Genomic DNA, 14,996 nt, shown 5'->3' with positions numbered 1-14,996 from the left:
GGAATTACCACACGAGCCGCATGCGGCTGAAGGAGACGGCCGGGCGCATCCATCTGGCTTTGGGGAAGGCAGTGCCTGTGCCAGAGGAGGAGCGCTGCCATGTCCGAACTATCTCCTGATCTGTCCGGGGAGTGGCGGTTCGACCCGGCCCATACCCGGATCGGATTTTCCACCCGCCATGCCATGGTGACCAAAGTCCGGGGCGCGTTCAACGACGTGGAAGGCATCATCCAGGCCGACGTGGACAACCCGGCCAACTCGTCCGTCAAGGTCACGATCAAGGTCGCCAGCATTGATACCCGCAGCCCGCAACGCGACGAGCATCTGCGCACGAACGACTTCTTCGATGCGCCGAACTATCCGGAGATTACGTTCGTCAGCACCCGCATCGATCAGGTGGCAAGCGCAAACTTCATTGTGAACGGCGACCTGACCATCCGCGGCATCACCAAGCAGGTTGCGGTTCCGATCGACTTCATCGGCGTGGAGCGGGACCCGGGCGGGCAGCTCCGGGCGGGCTTTGAGGGCTCCCGGCGCATTGACCGGCAGGAGTTCGGGGTCAAATGGAACACGGCCCTGGACTCGGGCGGCATGCTCGTGTCGGACCGCGTGATGCTGGAGTTCGAGGTCTCCGCGGTCAAGGTCGAGGACGCCGCCGCGCAGTAGGGAACCGGCGCAATGAGGAGCCGGCTCCGGCGGCCCGGCGCCCTCAGGGCCCGGCCGCCTCAGTCCCCGGCGGGATAGACCGACACCAGTGCCGCGAACCCGCGGCCGCTGACCTCGGCCGCGACCGAGCCGACCACGGTGTCGTAGGGATGCAGCGGCTGGGCGGTGCCGTCAGCCGTCGCCTGGGCCTGGCCCTGCAGCAGCACCAGGTACTGTCCGTCCGACAGCCGCAGCGGCTGTTTCTTCGAGAGCTCGACGATCAGCAGGCCGGCGCCCCAGGCCCCGCGGCGGGTCATGACGTTCAGCGCGCGGCACGGCCCGGTGGGCAGGCTGCAGTCCGCGCTGCTCCCGCCGTCGAACCGGAACGGGCGGTAGCGTTCCATCCGGTGCTGGCTGCCGTCCACGGTCAGGAAGGCGACGTCGCCGTCCACAATGGTGAATATTCGGTCCACGCCCGGATATTCGGAGAAGCTGCCGTCCGAGCTGATGTCCGCCAGGCTTAACCGCCAACCGGGGAGCCCGTCCGTGCCGACGTCACCGGCCGCCAGTTCCCTGGTGACGCCGCCGCCGTTCCGCCACCGCTGTTCCTTGAGCGCGGCTGCGCGAATGATCTCCACTGGGACTCCTTGACCGGATGTTATAGCTGCCGGTCCCAGTTCAGCACATAAGCGTCCTGGTAGCCGTCCGGGCCGCTGACCGCCGCGGCCTCGTTCCGTTCGAACCCCAGCGACGTGACGATGCGCCGGGACGCGGTGTTGGCCGGATGGACCAGCGCCAGGATCGGCGGCAGTTCCAAGAACTCGTTGACATGGGCGACGACGGCGGCCACCGCCTCGCGCCCGTAACCGCGGTGCCACACGGCGGGGTCGAAACGGTAGTAGAGATTCAGCACCGGGCGCCCGGACAGCGCCACGTGCTTGACGCCGGCAAACCCGATGGCGTCTTCGCGGCCGGGCAGGCGGACGGCGAAGTAGCCCACGCCGTGGTCCTCCCACTGCCTTTCCCAGCGCTGGAACAGGCCCTCGGCTTCCTCGTTCCAGATCAGCGCGTCGGAAGGATTGAACCGCGTGGTGCGCCGGTCGGAGAGGATCCGGAACATGGCGCTGATGTCCTCCGGCGTCGGCTGGTTCAGCAGCAGCCGGGCAGTTTCCAACATGGTTTCCGTCAGGGCCACCTCCGTCCGCCTCCTGCACGTCCCCGCTACAGCCTATTCGCCGGACGCCCTTCCGGGCAGGGGCGCCGGGGCGACAAGATGGAGGCGGGCAAGGAGGCTTCGGGGGCGGGGGAGCAGAGCTCCGGGGGCGGTGATCCTGCGCTCCGCAGCCTGTGGATAACTTTACATTCAAAGTTGAGTGGAATACACTCAACTTAGTTTCAGGGCCGGCACTCACGGGGCTGGCCAGATCCATTCCGGAGCGAACGGAGAGATGCGTTGGACGCTAAATTCACCACCAAAAGCCAGGAAGCGCTGTCGGCCGCGGCGATGAACGCCTCGACGGCGGGCAATCCGCAGATCGAGCCCGCCCACCTGCTCAAGGCCCTGATGGACCAGCGCGACGGCGTGGCCGTAGCCGTGCTGAAGTCCGCCGGGGCCGATCCGGACTCGGTGAGTGTCCAGGCGAGCACCGCGATCAAGGCCCTGCCGTCGTCGTCGGGATCCTCCGTGGCGCAAGCGCAGTACTCCCGGGGCCTGCTTCAGGCGGTGAAGGCCGCCCAGCAGGAGGCGGAGAAGCTGGGGGACTCCTTCGTCTCCACCGAGCATCTGCTGCTGGGCCTCGCGGCGGACAACGCCGCCGTCGGGAAGATCCTGCGCGACGCCGGCGCATCCCACGAAGCACTCCTCGCCGCCCTGCCGGGGGTGCGCGGAGACCGGAAGGTCACCAGCGCCGACCCGGAGAACACGTTCCAGGCGCTGGAGAAGTTCGGCACCGACCTGACCGCCATCGCGCGCGCCGGGAAGCTGGATCCGGTGATCGGCCGGGACGCGGAAATCCGCCGCGTGGTCCAGGTGCTCTCGCGCCGCACCAAGAACAACCCCGTGCTGATTGGCGAACCCGGGGTCGGCAAGACCGCCGTGGTGGAGGGCCTGGCCCAGCGGATGGTGGCCGGCGACGTGCCCGAATCGCTGCGCGGCAAGACGCTGATGTCGCTGGACCTCGCGGCCATGGTGGCCGGCGCCAAGTACCGGGGCGAGTTCGAGGAACGGCTGAAGGCCGTGCTGGAAGAGATCAAGAACTCGGACGGTCAGATTGTCACCTTCATCGACGAGTTGCATACCGTCGTCGGCGCCGGGGCATCCGAAGGCTCGATGGACGCCGGCAACATGCTCAAGCCGATGCTGGCCCGCGGCGAGCTGCGGCTGATCGGCGCCACCACGCTGGACGAATACCGCGAGAATATCGAGAAGGATCCGGCGCTGGAGCGGCGCTTCCAGCAGGTCTACGTGGGGGAGCCGAGCGTCGAGGACACCATCGGTATCCTGCGCGGGCTCAAGGAGCGCTACGAGGCGCACCACAAGGTATCGATCGGGGACTCTGCCCTGGTGGCCGCCGCGACGCTGTCCAACCGCTACATCTCCGGCCGGCAGCTGCCGGACAAGGCCATCGACCTGGTGGACGAGGCCGCCTCCCGGCTGCGGATGGAGATCGATTCGGCGCCCGAGGAGATCGACCAGCTGCGCCGCGCCGTCGACCGGCTCACCATGGAAGAACTGGCGCTGGCCAACGAGACCGACGCGGCCTCCCGGGAACGGCTGGAGGCGCTGCGCGCCGACATGGCAGACAAGAAGGAGCAGCTGGCGGCCCTGAACTCCCGGTGGGAGGCGGAGAAGGCCGGGCTGAACCGGGTGGGCGACCTGAAGGCCAAGCTGGACGAGCTGCGCTCGCAGGCCGACAAGTCGCAGCGCGAGGGCGACCTGGCCGAGGCCTCCCGGATCCTGTACGGGGAAATCCCCACGCTCGAAAAGGATCTGGCCCAGGCGCAGGCGGCCGAGGAACAGGGCGGCGCGGGCCGGGACCAGATGGTCTCCGAGGAGGTCACCGCCGACGACATCGCCGAGGTCATCTCCGCGTGGACCGGCATCCCCGCCGGCCGCATGCTGCAGGGCGAGAGCCAGAAGCTGCTGCAGATGGAGGAACACATCGGCTCGCGGCTGATCGGCCAGTCCAAGGCGGTTGCCTCGGTCGCGGACGCGGTACGGCGCGCCCGGGCGGGCATCAGCGACCCGGACCGGCCCACCGGCTCGTTCCTCTTCCTGGGTCCCACCGGCGTCGGCAAGACCGAGCTGGCCAAGGCGCTGGCGGACTTCCTGTTCGACGACGAACGGGCCATGGTCCGGATCGACATGAGCGAGTACTCGGAAAAGCACTCCGTGTCGCGCCTGGTCGGCGCCCCTCCGGGCTACGTGGGCTACGAAGAGGGCGGCCAGCTGACCGAGGCCGTCCGGCGCCGTCCCTACTCCGTGGTGCTGCTGGACGAGGTGGAGAAGGCCCATCCCGAGGCCTTCGACATCCTCCTGCAGGTACTCGACGACGGACGCCTCACCGACGGGCAGGGCCGCACCGTGGACTTCCGCAACGTGATCCTGGTGCTGACCTCCAACCTCGGCTCGCAGTTCCTCGTGGACCAGACCATGGACGCGGACACGAAGCGCGAAGCGGTCCTGAACGTGGTGAACGCCAGCTTCAAGCCGGAGTTCCTCAACCGGCTGGATGACGTGATCATCTTCGACCCGCTGAGCATCGAGGAACTCTCGCGGATCGTGGATCTGCAGGTGGCGGCGCTGGCTGCGCGGCTGGCCGAACGCCGGCTGACCCTCGAGGTCACGGACGCGGCCCGCGAATGGCTGGCCCTGACCGGCTTCGATCCCGCCTACGGCGCCCGGCCGCTGCGCCGGCTGGTCCAGCGCGAGATCGGCGACAAGCTGGCCCGCGGCCTCCTCGCGGGCGCGATCAGCGACGGCGACACCGTGCTGGTGGATGTGCCGGAGATCGACGTCGACGGCGGGGCCGGCGGCCTGAGCGTGCAGTCGAAGGTGGGGGCGGTCCGGGGCGGCTGACCTGAGCAGCCCGCAGAGTCCCGGGAGAAGTCCGGCGGTCCCGCCAAGGCGGGGCCGCCGGACTGTTTTATGTCGGGTTACTAGTCCACCAGCGAGCCGGTGATCTCCTGGCCCTCCTCGACGATCTTGAAGCAGTCGATCCTGCGATCGCCCTGCGCCTCCCACGTCTCCTTCGAAGGCATGCCGTAGGAGTCCTTGAGATCCGGCTGGTCGGCCGCGGAGTCGTTGAGGGCAACGGCCGTGCAGACCTCCTGGGCCTTGATGTTCAGTTCGTCGGCGCCCGGGAACTCTTCGTCGTCCCCGTAGGAGAAGGTGCCCACCAGCTGCGCCGTATGCGGCGTGTCGCAGGTGACGACGGTTGCCTCCTGCATGACGGCCTCGAAGTCGGTGAAGCACTGACCCTGCTGGAAATCGAACGGCGAGACGTTCTCCGCGACGACGCCGTCCCCGTTAGGCGTCTCGGCGACGGTCTGCGACGATGCCGGACTTGCCGCCCCGCCGGCGGGTGAGCCGCTCGTCAGGCTGGAGACGATCATGGCGATAATCACGATGGCCACAATGACGACCGCGCCGATGATGACCAGCGGCTTCCAGTCCATTTTCCGCGCCGGGCCCGCGGCGGGATCGCCGGACGCTTCGTCACCGGCCCCGCTGCCGCGCAGGCCGTCGGCGGCGGTGGAGTACCACTTCTTCTCCGGCGCGGAGCCGTCGGTGCCGGACGGCGCGGACTCCCAGGCCGACGGCGGGACGGCCGCAGCCGGTGATGCCGGCGCCCCGGTCGCGGCGGCGGCCCCGGGGTCGGGGTTGCGAGCGGCCCCGGGGTCGGGGTTGCGAGCCGCGTCGGGCTTCGAGGTTTCCGGCGTGCCAGTGACCGCGGTGGCCCCGCGGGCAGGTTGCGGCGCGTCGGGCGCCGGTGCTCCCGGCGCGGCGGCCCCGCGGGCGGGCTTCGGAGCCGCGTCCCGTACCGGGGTTTGCGCCGCTGTCGGGTCGCCGGCCGGGGCCTCGCCCGCCGGGCCCTGGTCGCCGGCGGGTGCTCCCGCGGGCGCGGTGCCGCGGGCCTTGATGGCGCGGTCCTCGCGGGTGCCGCCCACCAGTTGGCCGGCGGCATCGGCTTCCTTCTCCACCTCTTCGGCTTCGGCGGCAGCTTTGGCCAGGTCGGCCTCGGTGGCGGCATCCTCGCTGATGCGCGCCTGTCCCAGTGTTGGCTCGGCCAGCTGCACCTCGTCCGCGCTGACGTGCAGGCTGGGGTCGGGTACCTCGAGGCTCTCGAGGCTCTCGGGGCGCTCCAGCGGAGGCCTCCCGTCGTCGTCAGGCCGCTTGTCCTGTTCGCTCATGGGGAAACTTGCCTTCCGTGCGTGTTGTCCTCCGGGAGAAGGGGAGAACCGGTCCACGATGACTTTAGCCAACAATCCCGCGTCGCCGCACGATTTAGTCGTTTCGGGGTCCGGGCGGGCCCCCTCGCGGGCACTGTCCGCGTGCCACGAGCGGTCGTGAAAACCATGTACCCTATAGGTACGACAGAATTGATCAATTATTCCGGGACCTCGTGCGCCAGTCGTGCGACCACTTCCGGATCGACGTACAAAGGGGGTCACGCCATGGGGCGCGGCCGTCAGAAGGCAAAAGCAACCAGGCAGGCCCGGGACATGAAGTATTTCAGCCCGGCCACTGACTTGACTGCTCTCCAGCGCGAACTCGGCGCTGCGAAACGCCATAACTCCGACACGTTTTCCGAGGAGCCATATGAGCCGGACTACTCGGACTACGAGGACAAGTACGCGGATCAGTACGACGACGACGAAGACCACGGCAGCCGCAACGTAGGCTAGCCGGCTCGGTCGTTTCTTCCCGGACGGGATCACTCACCAGCCTCACCCTCATGGGGTGGTCGATCGGTGGGTGCGCATGGCGTGCGCGGAAGTGCCTGCCCAGACTCCCGGACTCAGGCGCCGGACCGCTGCGGCTCCGGGGCGTCCGTCAGGGCCCACACGTCGATCACCCGGCGATGCCTCGGGTCTCCGTCCGGACGCATGTCCACCAGCGCCGCCTGGCCCACGTGGACGATGTCGCCGGCGTGGAGCCGGCCTTCTGCCTGATGGCTGACGTGCGGGCGGAAGTTCTCCCGCAGGTAGTGCGGACTCAGCAGGTGGACCTCATCGCCCAGCGCGTCGAGCAGGCTGTCGTGCAGCAACTGCAGTTGTGGCTCCGGCTCGACGAGCGAGACCGGCACGGATCCGTCCCGGCCGAAGAACGCGTCGGCACCGATGCGCACGTCACACCCCGGGCAGCCGGAGAAAGCCCGGCCGACGCGTTCCCTGACGGCCACGGCCGGCTCCCGCGTATCGAAGCGGGCCAGCGTGATGTGCAGCGGCCACCGGCTGCGCGGGAACGTGTAGCCGGCGGTCACCGGCCTGACGAACGCCACCACCACGTACGCACCCATCCGTCCAGTGTGCCACCCGGGCCAGCCGGCCGGTATGCCGGACAAAACCGCCCCCGCACCGTCGCGTTCGCGGTGCAGGGGCGGTCCGGTGTGCGGGCGGGCTAGGCGTAGGAGTTCACCAGGTGGACGGCACCGCCGTCGACGCCCTTGGCGCCCTGGACATAATCGATGCCGCCGAGGGACGGATCGGCGGGACCGACCTGGCCCATCACCCACGCGGGCACGCCGCGCTCATTCAGGCGCTGCAGGGCGGCATCGGCACCGGCGCGGTCCACAATGGCAACCATGCCGACGCCGAGGTTCAGCGTCCGTTCCAGGTCGGCCTGCGGGACGTTGCCCAGTTCGCCGATGAGCTTGAAGATGGCCGGCAGCTCCCAGGTGGAACGGTCCACGGTGGCCATGAGTCCCTGCGGCAGCACGCGCGCGAGGTTCGCGGCCAGGCCGCCGCCGGTGACGTGGCTGAAGCCGTGGACGCCGGCTGCTTCGTAGCGTGCCAGGTCCAGGCAGTCCGCCGCGTAGACGCGGGTGGGCTCCAGGAGTTCCTCGCCCAGTGTCCGGCCGAATTCGCTGACCTGCCGGTCCAGCGCCCAGCCGGCGTGGTTGATCACCCGGCGGACCAGCGAATACCCGTTGGAATGGAGGCCCGAGGAGGCCATGCCGATGACGACGTCCCCGTCCTTGACCCGCTCCGGGCCCAGCAGGTCGTCGGCCTCGACCAGGCCGGTGGCGGCGCCGGCAACGTCGTATTCGTGTTCGCCCAGCAGACCGGGGTGCTCGGCGGTCTCCCCGCCCACCAGCGCGGTGCCGGCCACCTCGCAGGCGGCGGCGATGCCGCGCACGATGTCGGCGATCCGTTCCGGGACCACCTTGCCGCAGGCGATGTAGTCGGTCATGAACAGCGGCTCCGCCCCGACCACCACGATGTCGTCCACCACCATGCCGACCAGGTCGAAGCCGATGGTGTCGTGGATGTCCATGGCCTGGGCGATGGCGACCTTGGTGCCCACTCCGTCGGTGGAGGTGGCCAGCAGTGGCTTGCGGTACTTCAGCAGTGCCGAAACGTCGTACAGGCCGGCGAAACCACCGACCCCGCCGATGACGTTGGCGTTGTGAGTGGCCTTGATGGCCCCCTTCATCAGCTCGACGGCCTTGTCTCCGGCCTCTACGTCGACGCCGGCGCTGGCGTAGGTGATCTGGCCCTGTTCGGGGGAGGTCATACTCGCTCTTTCTTGTCGTCGGCGGTCAGGAGCTTCTCCAGTTCCGAATCCGGCCCGGGGTCGCACGAGCCGTGTTCCTGGTCCGCCTCGCCGCGTTCCAGCAGGTTCTTGCCCAGGCGGTCGGCGGTGGGCAGTTCGATCGGATACTTGCCCGTGAAACACGCGGTGCACAGCCGCTCGCGGGGCTGTTCGGTCGCCTCGATCATGCCCTCTTCGGAGATGTATCCCAGGCTGTCGGCGCCGAGTGACGCCCTGACATCTTCGACCCCGATGCCGTTCGCGATCAGCTCGGCCCGGCTGGCGAAGTCGATGCCGTAGAAGCACGGCCACTTAATGGGCGGAGACGAGATGCGCACATGCACCTCGGCCGCACCTGCTTCACGCAACATCCGGACCAGGGCCCGCTGGGTGTTGCCGCGGACGATCGAATCGTCAATCACCACCAGCCGTTTGCCCTGCACCACCGACCGAAGCGGGTTCAGCTTCAACCGGATGCCGAGCTTGCGGATGGTCTGGCTGGGCTGGATGAAGGTCCGGCCCACGTAGGCGTTTTTAACCAGTCCCTGTCCGTAGGGGATGCCCGACGCCTCGGCATAGCCGATGGCGGCCGGGGTCCCGGATTCCGGCGTCGGAATCACCAGGTCGGCCTCGGCCGGGTGTTCCTTGGCCAGCTTCCGGCCCATTTCCACGCGGGCAGCGTGGATGCTGCGGCCGTTGATGGACGTGTCCGGGCGGGCCAGGTAGACGTATTCGAAGACGCAACCGGCAGGCTTTTTCTCGGCGAAGCGCTGGGAGCGCAGGCCGTTCTCGTCGATGGCGATGAATTCGCCGGGTTCGACTTCGCGGACGAAGGATGCACCCACGATGTCCAGCGCCGCGGTCTCGGAGGCGACCACCCAGCCGCGCTCCAGCCGGCCCAGCACCAGCGGGCGGACCCCGGCCGGGTCGCGGGCGGCGTACAGCGTGCCTTCGTCCATGAAGGTGAAGCAGAAAGCGCCGCGCAGCTTGGGCAGCAGCTCGAGCGAGCGTTCCTCGAGGGTCTGGCCCTCCTGGCCGGCCATGAGCGCGGTGACCAGCGCGGTGTCCGTGGTGTTGCCCTGGGCCAGCTCGCCGCGGTCGGGCTTGCCGAACTTTTCCAGCACCTTCTCGTACAGCTCGGCGGAGTTGGTCAGGTTGCCGTTGTGGGCCAGCGCGACGGTGCCGGTGGCGGTGGCGCCCAGCGTCGGCTGCGCATTCGCCCACGTGGAGCCGCCGGTCGTGGAATAGCGGCAATGGCCGACGGCGATGTGCCCGCTCAGCGTGTTGAGGGTGGTCTCGTCGAAGACCTGAGACACCAAGCCCATGTCTTTGTAGACGTTGATGCGTTTGCCGTCGCTGGTGGCAATACCGGCGGACTCCTGTCCGCGGTGCTGCAGGGCGTACAGGCCGTAGTAGGTAAGTTTTGCTACTTCTTCTCCGGGTGCCCAGACGCCGAAAACGCCACAGGCGTCCTGGGGTCCCTTTTCGCCGGGGAGAAGTTCATGGGAGAGTTTTCCGTCACCGCGTGCCACCCGCCCATTCTCTCATGGGCCAGGCGCGCGGGCGCACCGAGGTGACGGGCATTACGGGTGCCTGCCGGCAGGTTACGCCTGGCGTTCGCCCTCGGTCCCGCCTTCGGTTGCGCCCCCGGTTTCGCCGTCCGGGTCGCGGGGAACGGCGGTGCTCCCGCGCCGTTCACCGGGCGTCTCCGGGAGGCCGGCGGGGCCCGGGTCCGCGGCGGAGTCCGCGGAGTCTTCCTGCTCGGGTTCGGCAACTGCCGTCACGTGCTTCGCGCGCTTGACGCTGGCCCGGTCGATGAGCAGGAACAGGAGCGATCCCACCAGGATGCCGGCCAGGCTGAACAGCACGGCCAGGAAGGCGAAAACGGTGCCGCGCGTGAACTCCGCGTTCTCCGGCCCGGTGTAGGCAGACACGGCGGCCAGCACGACGCCCAGCACGGCCCAGACGGCGATGAAGGGCGCGTACTTCGGCGCCCGGCGAACGGTGACGTCGCGGCGCTCCGGCTCGATGGGTCTGCGGTCGCGAGCCGGTTCTTGCTCAGAAGTCATACGATCCAGCCTACCGGGCGAAGAGCGGCAGCTTGTCCGCCAGTTCGGCCCGCAGCCCGGAGGCAGCGACCCTGCCCTCGGCGATGGCGGTGTCCCATCCGAGCGCCCCCGTCACCAGGGCAAGCCAAGTGGCGGGGTCGGTTTCCACTACGTTCGGCGGTGTGCCCCGGGTGTGCCGGGGGCCCTGGATGCACTGGGCGACGCCGAACGGCGGCACCCGCACCTCCACGCTGTTGCCGGGGGCACGCTCGGCCAGTTCCTCCAACGCGTACCGCACCGCCGTGGCAGTGGTCTTCCGGTCCGTGGCGCCGCCGCGCCACGCACCCACGGCGGCGTCGCCCTCCGGAGCCGGGATCCGGCGTCGTACTCCCATCGATTAAGGTCCTTCCGGGGCTCAGTCCAGCAGCGCGACCATGGGCGGTGCCAGCCGCAGCCTGCCGACCGGGTGGCCGCCGCCGAGGACGGGCTTGACCACGTCCTCCAGCACCTGGCCCACCTTCTCCACGTCGACGGCGCCGCAGGCGGCCAGCAGGGTCAGCGCGATCAGGGAACCGGCGCGGCCACTGCCGTCCAGGATCTTCACCGCCACCGAGACGCCGTTGGGCGTGGCCATCACCATCACGCCCTCGGCGCCGGACTTGGCAACGACCCCCAGGTGCTCCATCACCACGGTGTTTTCCTGGCCCCAGCCGTGCACCGCCCACGGGTAGTCCAGCATGGCGGTGGCGATGGTGGCGGCGCGGGCATCGGCGTTCTTGTCCGCGGGCGCCTTCGCCAGCTTCCCGACGGCGCGGGCCAGTCCGGTCAACGACAGCGCGGGTGCCGGGGCGCCGCAGCCGTCGACGGCGATGTGCTCGATCTTTTCTTCGGCGTACTCCTCGATGACCTCCATCACGCGGCGCTGGAGGGGGTGGTTCGGCTCCAGGTAGGTGTGGGTGTTCCAGCCGTTCTCCACGCAGGCCCAGAGGAAGGCGGCGTGCTTGCCGGAGCAGTTGAAGGACAGCCGCTGCTGGCCGCGTTCGGTGCGGACCAGCCAGCCGCGCGCCTGCTCGTCCTGCGGCCAGGCCGGCGGGCAGCGCAGATCGGCGTCGGTCAGGCCGGCGGCCTTGAGCATGCCCTCCACCACGTCCATGTGCTCCAGCGACCCCACATGGCTGGCGCAGGCCAGGGCCACCTGGTCGCCGCGCAGCGGGACGCCGGACTGCATGGCGGCCAGGGCCTGGAACGGCTTGAGGGTTGAACGCGGGAAGATCGGTGCGGTGATGTCGCCGAGTTCGGTCACCACGGTGCCGTCGGCGGCCATGACCACCGCGGAGCCCAGATGGCGGGACTCGATGAAACCGTTGCGTTCAACGACGGCCAGTTCCACGGCGTCCGCGGCTTTGAATGTCTCGGGCATGGACTTAGTTTAGGGCCGGTGCAACAACTTCGAGGCTCCGCCCCGCGACCAGTAGGCTAGTTCCTTGTGAAGGTACTTGTGATCGGCCCCGGCGGCCGCGAGCACGCAATAATCCGTTCCCTGCTGGCCGATCCCTTTGTCACCGAGGTGCACGCCGCCCCCGGCAACGCCGGCATCGCGCAGCTGGTGCCCACGCACCAGGTGGATGCGGGCGACCCGGCGGCGGTGACCGAGCTGGCCCGGCGGCTGGAGTCCGACCTGGTGGTGGTGGGCCCGGAGGCCCCGCTGGCCGCCGGCGTGGCCGACCCGTTGCGCGCGGCGGGGATCCCGGTGTTCGGCCCCAGCAAGGAAGCGGCCAGGCTCGAAGGCTCCAAGGCCTTCGCCAAGCAGGTCATGGCCGCGGCGAACGTGCCCACCGCCATGGCGCATGTTGCCACCAACGCCGACGAGGCGGCCGAGGCCCTGGATTCGTTCGGGGCCCCCTACGTGGTCAAGGACGACGGGCTGGCGGCCGGCAAGGGCGTGGTGGTGACCGAAGACCGCGATGCCGCCCTGGCGCACGCCCAGGCCTGCTTCGACGCCGGCGGTTCCGTGGTCATCGAGGAATTCCTCGACGGCCCGGAAGTCTCCCTGTTTGTGATTTCCGACGGCGAACGCGCCATCCCTCTGGTACCGGCGCAGGATTTCAAGCGGATTTTCGACGGCGACGAGGGCCCGAACACCGGCGGCATGGGCGCCTACACGCCGCTGACCTGGCTGCCGCCCGGTTTCGTGGACGAAGTCATGGACCGCGTCGCGCTGCCGACCATCCGCGAGATGGCCCACCGCGGCACCCCGTTCGTGGGCGTGCTGTTCTGCGGGCTGGCCGTGACCGGCCGCGGCCTGCGGGTGATCGAATTCAACGCCCGCTTCGGGGACCCGGAAACCCAGGCGGTACTGGCCCGGCTGCGCACACCGCTGGGCGGGCTGCTGCTGGCGGCCGCCAAGGGGGAATTGGACGACACCGAACAGTTGGTCTGGTCCAGGCGGTCCGCCGTCACGGTGGTGCTGGCGGCAGAGAATTACCCGGGAACTCCGCGCACCGGGGATCGGATCCGCGGCCTGAAGAAGGCCAATGCCTTGACCGACGTGCACGTGATCCATGCCGGGACCGCCCTGGACGGGAACGGCAAGGTGGTCAGCGCCGGCGGGCGGGTGCTCGCCGTCGTCGCCCTGGGTGAAGACCTGGTGGAAGCCCGCGAACGTGCCTACGAGGGCATCGACGCCATCAGCCTGGAGGGGGCGCAGTACCGCAGCGACATTGCCCTGCTGGCGGCCGAGGGCAAGATCAAGGTGCCCGCGTCCGGCACGAACTCCCGGGCCGGCGCACAGAGAGACTGAGGACGTCAACCATGGCATTTGCCCCCGAAGTACTCGAACTGCCCGGCTGGAAGCACGTCTACTCCGGCAAGGTCCGCGACCTGTACGTCCCGGCCGCCCCGCAGCAGGTGGAAACGGCCAGCGACGACATCGCCGCCGAAGGCCTGTTGGACCGGCGCAACGACACCGTGCTGGTGGTGGCGAGCGACCGGATCAGCGCCTACGACCACGTGCTGTCCAGCGAGATCCCGGACAAGGGACGGATCCTCACCCAGCTGAGCCTGTGGTGGTTCGAACAGCTCGCCCAAGGGGACAACCCGGTGGCGCACCACGTGGTGTCCACCGAGGTGCCCGACGCGGTCGCCGGCCGGGCGATGGTCTGCAAGAAACTGGACATGTACCCGGTGGAATGCATCGCCCGCGGCTACCTCACCGGGTCCGGCCTCGCCGAGTACCGGCAATCCCGGACCGTGTGCGGGTTGCCGCTGCCCGCCGGCCTGGTGGACGGCTCCCGCCTGGAGCCCGCCATCTTCACCCCCTCGGCCAAGGCCGAGGTGGGCGAGCACGACGAGAACATCACCTACGACGCGGTGGTCCAGACCGTCGGGGCGGAGACCGCGGCCCGGCTGCGCGATAAGACGCTGCAGATCTATACGCGCGCCGAAGCCATCGCCCGGGAGCGGGGAATCATCCTGGCTGACACCAAGGTTGAGTTTGGCGTCGATCCCACGACGGGGGAGATCACGCTCGGCGACGAGGTGCTGACCCCCGACTCCTCGCGGTTCTGGGACGCGGACACCTACGAGCCGGGCCGGGCGCAGCCGTCGTTCGACAAGCAGTTCGTGCGCGACTGGCTGACGTCGCCCGCCTCCGGCTGGGACAAGAACTCGGACGCCCCGCCGCCCGCCCTGCCGGAGGACATCGTGCAGAAGACGAGGGCGCGTTACGTCGAAGCCTACGAACGGCTCACCGGGCGGACGTTCGCCTGATCGGCAGCGGCGCGGGGCCGGGCCGGGTGCTCCCGGCCGCGCCCATGGGGTCGGGCAGAGGGCCGGCCGGCAGCCCGCTGGCCGGCAGAGGGCCGGCCGGCAGCCCGGCCGGGCCCGCGGGGGAGCCGGGAGCGGTTTCCGGGAGGCGGCCGGCCGCGAGCTCGGCGGCCGCCAGCCGGGCCGCGGCTTCGGCGACGGCCGCGGGATAGCCGCCGGCACCGCCGTCGTCGGCCGGACCTAGGGAACGCAGCGCGTCCGCACGTTTCAGGGCGCGGAGCATGGCAGCGGTGGCCGGGCGCGAGACGTCCGACATGTCCGGGTAATCGATGGCCAGCGCCGGATCCAGTTCATAGGCCAGCCAGCGGGACCGGAGGCCGTCATGCCGGGCCGCGGCTTCATGCCAGTCCCGGCTGTCCTGGTAGCGGATGGCGGCGGCGGCCGTACGGCTGATCCGCCAGACGGCGGGCGCGGCGCAGCCGGCAGCGAGCAGCAGCCAGAGCGGCACGGCGGACGGGAAGACGGCCGCGGCGGCGAGCACCACGGCCAGGGCGCAGCACAGCCCGGAGAAGCAGTACCAGAACGCGGTGTCCGGATCGGGGCGGCGGCGCAGGCCGCGTTCCACCGTGTAGGAGGTCAGGAAAACCACGGCAGCCAGCACGGCCGTGGCGACGGCCAGCTGCGCGAACTCTGCGAGGAACATCGGCACCCCTGCTGACGGAGTTATCTTCCATTCCAATACGGGGCGCGGGCAGAGTCAATGGTGAGGGCGAGGCGGCGCC

At 69.6% G+C, this 14,996-nt stretch carries 15 protein-coding genes; 5 read left to right on the top strand and 10 right to left on the bottom strand.

Annotated elements, in window-relative coordinates; all coding sequences use genetic code 11:
* Positions 1-99: 99 nt before the first annotated feature.
* Positions 100-666, top strand: coding sequence for a YceI family protein (locus AC5RTY_RS02340; RefSeq protein WP_494012874.1), 567 nt, complete (start codon positions 100-102; stop codon positions 664-666).
* A gap of 59 nt (positions 667-725) precedes the next feature.
* On the opposite strand, the gene AC5RTY_RS02335 is transcribed toward AC5RTY_RS02340, so the two are convergent.
* Both AC5RTY_RS02335 and AC5RTY_RS02330 read right to left on the bottom strand, forming a co-directional pair.
* On the bottom strand, positions 726-1,283 hold the full coding sequence (locus AC5RTY_RS02335) for a HutD/Ves family protein (RefSeq protein ID WP_494049444.1): 558 nt from the start codon (positions 1,281-1,283) through the stop codon (positions 726-728).
* A 20-nt stretch (positions 1,284-1,303) separates the two neighbouring features.
* Positions 1,304-1,840: a GNAT family N-acetyltransferase gene (locus tag AC5RTY_RS02330; RefSeq protein WP_494012872.1), complete on the bottom strand. Its 537-nt coding sequence runs from the start codon at positions 1,838-1,840 to the stop codon at positions 1,304-1,306.
* A gap of 258 nt (positions 1,841-2,098) precedes the next feature.
* Between AC5RTY_RS02330 and clpB the strand changes: the two genes are divergently transcribed.
* A complete protein-coding gene (gene clpB / locus AC5RTY_RS02325; RefSeq protein ID WP_494138899.1) occupies positions 2,099-4,723 on the top strand; it encodes an ATP-dependent chaperone ClpB in 2,625 nt (874 codons plus the stop codon).
* 80 nt (positions 4,724-4,803) lie between these two features.
* Here clpB and AC5RTY_RS02320 read toward each other — a convergent pair whose 3' ends face one another.
* On the bottom strand, positions 4,804-6,057 hold the full coding sequence (locus AC5RTY_RS02320; RefSeq protein ID WP_494138898.1) for a septum formation family protein: 1,254 nt from the start codon (positions 6,055-6,057) through the stop codon (positions 4,804-4,806).
* A 264-nt stretch (positions 6,058-6,321) separates the two neighbouring features.
* On the opposite strand from AC5RTY_RS02320, the gene AC5RTY_RS02315 reads away from it, so the two are divergent.
* Positions 6,322-6,552, top strand: a complete 231-nt coding sequence (locus AC5RTY_RS02315; protein WP_493978099.1) for a DUF3073 domain-containing protein — start codon at positions 6,322-6,324, stop codon at positions 6,550-6,552.
* A gap of 113 nt (positions 6,553-6,665) precedes the next feature.
* Here AC5RTY_RS02315 and AC5RTY_RS02310 read toward each other — a convergent pair whose 3' ends face one another.
* The 6 genes from AC5RTY_RS02310 to AC5RTY_RS02285 all read right to left on the bottom strand — a co-directional run bounded on the left by AC5RTY_RS02310 (position 6,666) and on the right by AC5RTY_RS02285 (position 11,869).
* The gene (locus AC5RTY_RS02310; RefSeq protein ID WP_494138897.1) at positions 6,666-7,166 is read right to left on the bottom strand and encodes a 2'-5' RNA ligase family protein; all 501 of its coding nucleotides are present in this window, start codon (positions 7,164-7,166) and stop codon (positions 6,666-6,668) included.
* Positions 7,167-7,267: 101 nt separating this feature from the next.
* Positions 7,268-8,383 (bottom strand): phosphoribosylformylglycinamidine cyclo-ligase, encoded by a 1,116-nt coding sequence (purM, locus tag AC5RTY_RS02305; protein WP_494012868.1) that lies wholly within the window; start codon positions 8,381-8,383, stop codon positions 7,268-7,270.
* Positions 8,380-9,933 (bottom strand): amidophosphoribosyltransferase, encoded by a 1,554-nt coding sequence (purF, locus tag AC5RTY_RS02300; protein WP_494138896.1) that lies wholly within the window; start codon positions 9,931-9,933, stop codon positions 8,380-8,382. Before purF ends, purM begins: the two co-directional genes overlap by 4 nt.
* A 72-nt stretch (positions 9,934-10,005) precedes the next feature.
* The gene (locus tag AC5RTY_RS02295) at positions 10,006-10,470 is read right to left on the bottom strand and encodes a hypothetical protein (protein ID WP_494138895.1); all 465 of its coding nucleotides are present in this window, start codon (positions 10,468-10,470) and stop codon (positions 10,006-10,008) included.
* A 10-nt stretch (positions 10,471-10,480) separates the two neighbouring features.
* Positions 10,481-10,843 (bottom strand): sterol carrier family protein, encoded by a 363-nt coding sequence (locus tag AC5RTY_RS02290; protein WP_494138894.1) that lies wholly within the window; start codon positions 10,841-10,843, stop codon positions 10,481-10,483.
* A 21-nt stretch (positions 10,844-10,864) separates the two neighbouring features.
* A complete protein-coding gene (locus tag AC5RTY_RS02285) occupies positions 10,865-11,869 on the bottom strand; it encodes an asparaginase (protein WP_494138893.1) in 1,005 nt (334 codons plus the stop codon).
* 66 nt (positions 11,870-11,935) lie between these two features.
* Here AC5RTY_RS02285 and purD point away from each other — a divergent pair, with 66 nt between their 5' ends.
* Together purD and AC5RTY_RS02275 are read left to right on the top strand one after the other, a co-directional pair.
* Complete coding sequence (gene purD, locus AC5RTY_RS02280) at positions 11,936-13,249, top strand: phosphoribosylamine--glycine ligase (RefSeq protein ID WP_494138892.1); 1,314 nt, start codon at positions 11,936-11,938, stop codon at positions 13,247-13,249.
* A gap of 11 nt (positions 13,250-13,260) precedes the next feature.
* Positions 13,261-14,217 carry a phosphoribosylaminoimidazolesuccinocarboxamide synthase gene (locus AC5RTY_RS02275; protein WP_494074003.1) on the top strand — a complete coding sequence of 319 codons (957 nt, stop codon included), beginning with the start codon at positions 13,261-13,263 and terminating at the stop codon, positions 14,215-14,217.
* On the opposite strand, the gene AC5RTY_RS02270 is transcribed toward AC5RTY_RS02275, so the two are convergent.
* Complete coding sequence (locus tag AC5RTY_RS02270) at positions 14,195-14,917, bottom strand: hypothetical protein (RefSeq protein WP_494138891.1); 723 nt, start codon at positions 14,915-14,917, stop codon at positions 14,195-14,197. The two genes, AC5RTY_RS02275 and AC5RTY_RS02270, sit on opposite strands and share 23 nt — an antisense overlap.
* Between the last annotated feature and the right edge of the window lie 79 nt (positions 14,918-14,996).

The organism is Arthrobacter sp. Y3224055 (assembly GCF_059090825.1).
This window is presented reverse-complemented; position numbering and strand designations above follow the sequence as displayed.

Excerpts from the sequence above, each read along its gene's own strand:
- AC5RTY_RS02275 (WP_494074003.1), top strand. The coding sequence starts at position 13,261 with ATGGCATTTGCCCCCGAAGTACTCGAACTGCCCGGCTGGAAGCACGTC.
- AC5RTY_RS02320 (WP_494138898.1), bottom strand. The coding sequence starts at position 6,057 with ATGAGCGAACAGGACAAGCGGCCTGACGACGACGGGAGGCCTCCGCTG.
- AC5RTY_RS02310 (WP_494138897.1), bottom strand. The coding sequence starts at position 7,166 with ATGGGTGCGTACGTGGTGGTGGCGTTCGTCAGGCCGGTGACCGCCGGC.
- AC5RTY_RS02295 (WP_494138895.1), bottom strand. The coding sequence starts at position 10,470 with ATGACTTCTGAGCAAGAACCGGCTCGCGACCGCAGACCCATCGAGCCG.
- AC5RTY_RS02315 (WP_493978099.1), top strand. The coding sequence starts at position 6,322 with ATGGGGCGCGGCCGTCAGAAGGCAAAAGCAACCAGGCAGGCCCGGGAC.
- AC5RTY_RS02290 (WP_494138894.1), bottom strand. The coding sequence starts at position 10,843 with ATGGGAGTACGACGCCGGATCCCGGCTCCGGAGGGCGACGCCGCCGTG.
- AC5RTY_RS02340 (WP_494012874.1), top strand. The coding sequence starts at position 100 with ATGTCCGAACTATCTCCTGATCTGTCCGGGGAGTGGCGGTTCGACCCG.
- AC5RTY_RS02270 (WP_494138891.1), bottom strand. The coding sequence starts at position 14,917 with ATGTTCCTCGCAGAGTTCGCGCAGCTGGCCGTCGCCACGGCCGTGCTG.
- AC5RTY_RS02285 (WP_494138893.1), bottom strand. The coding sequence starts at position 11,869 with ATGCCCGAGACATTCAAAGCCGCGGACGCCGTGGAACTGGCCGTCGTT.
- purM (WP_494012868.1), bottom strand. The coding sequence starts at position 8,383 with ATGACCTCCCCCGAACAGGGCCAGATCACCTACGCCAGCGCCGGCGTC.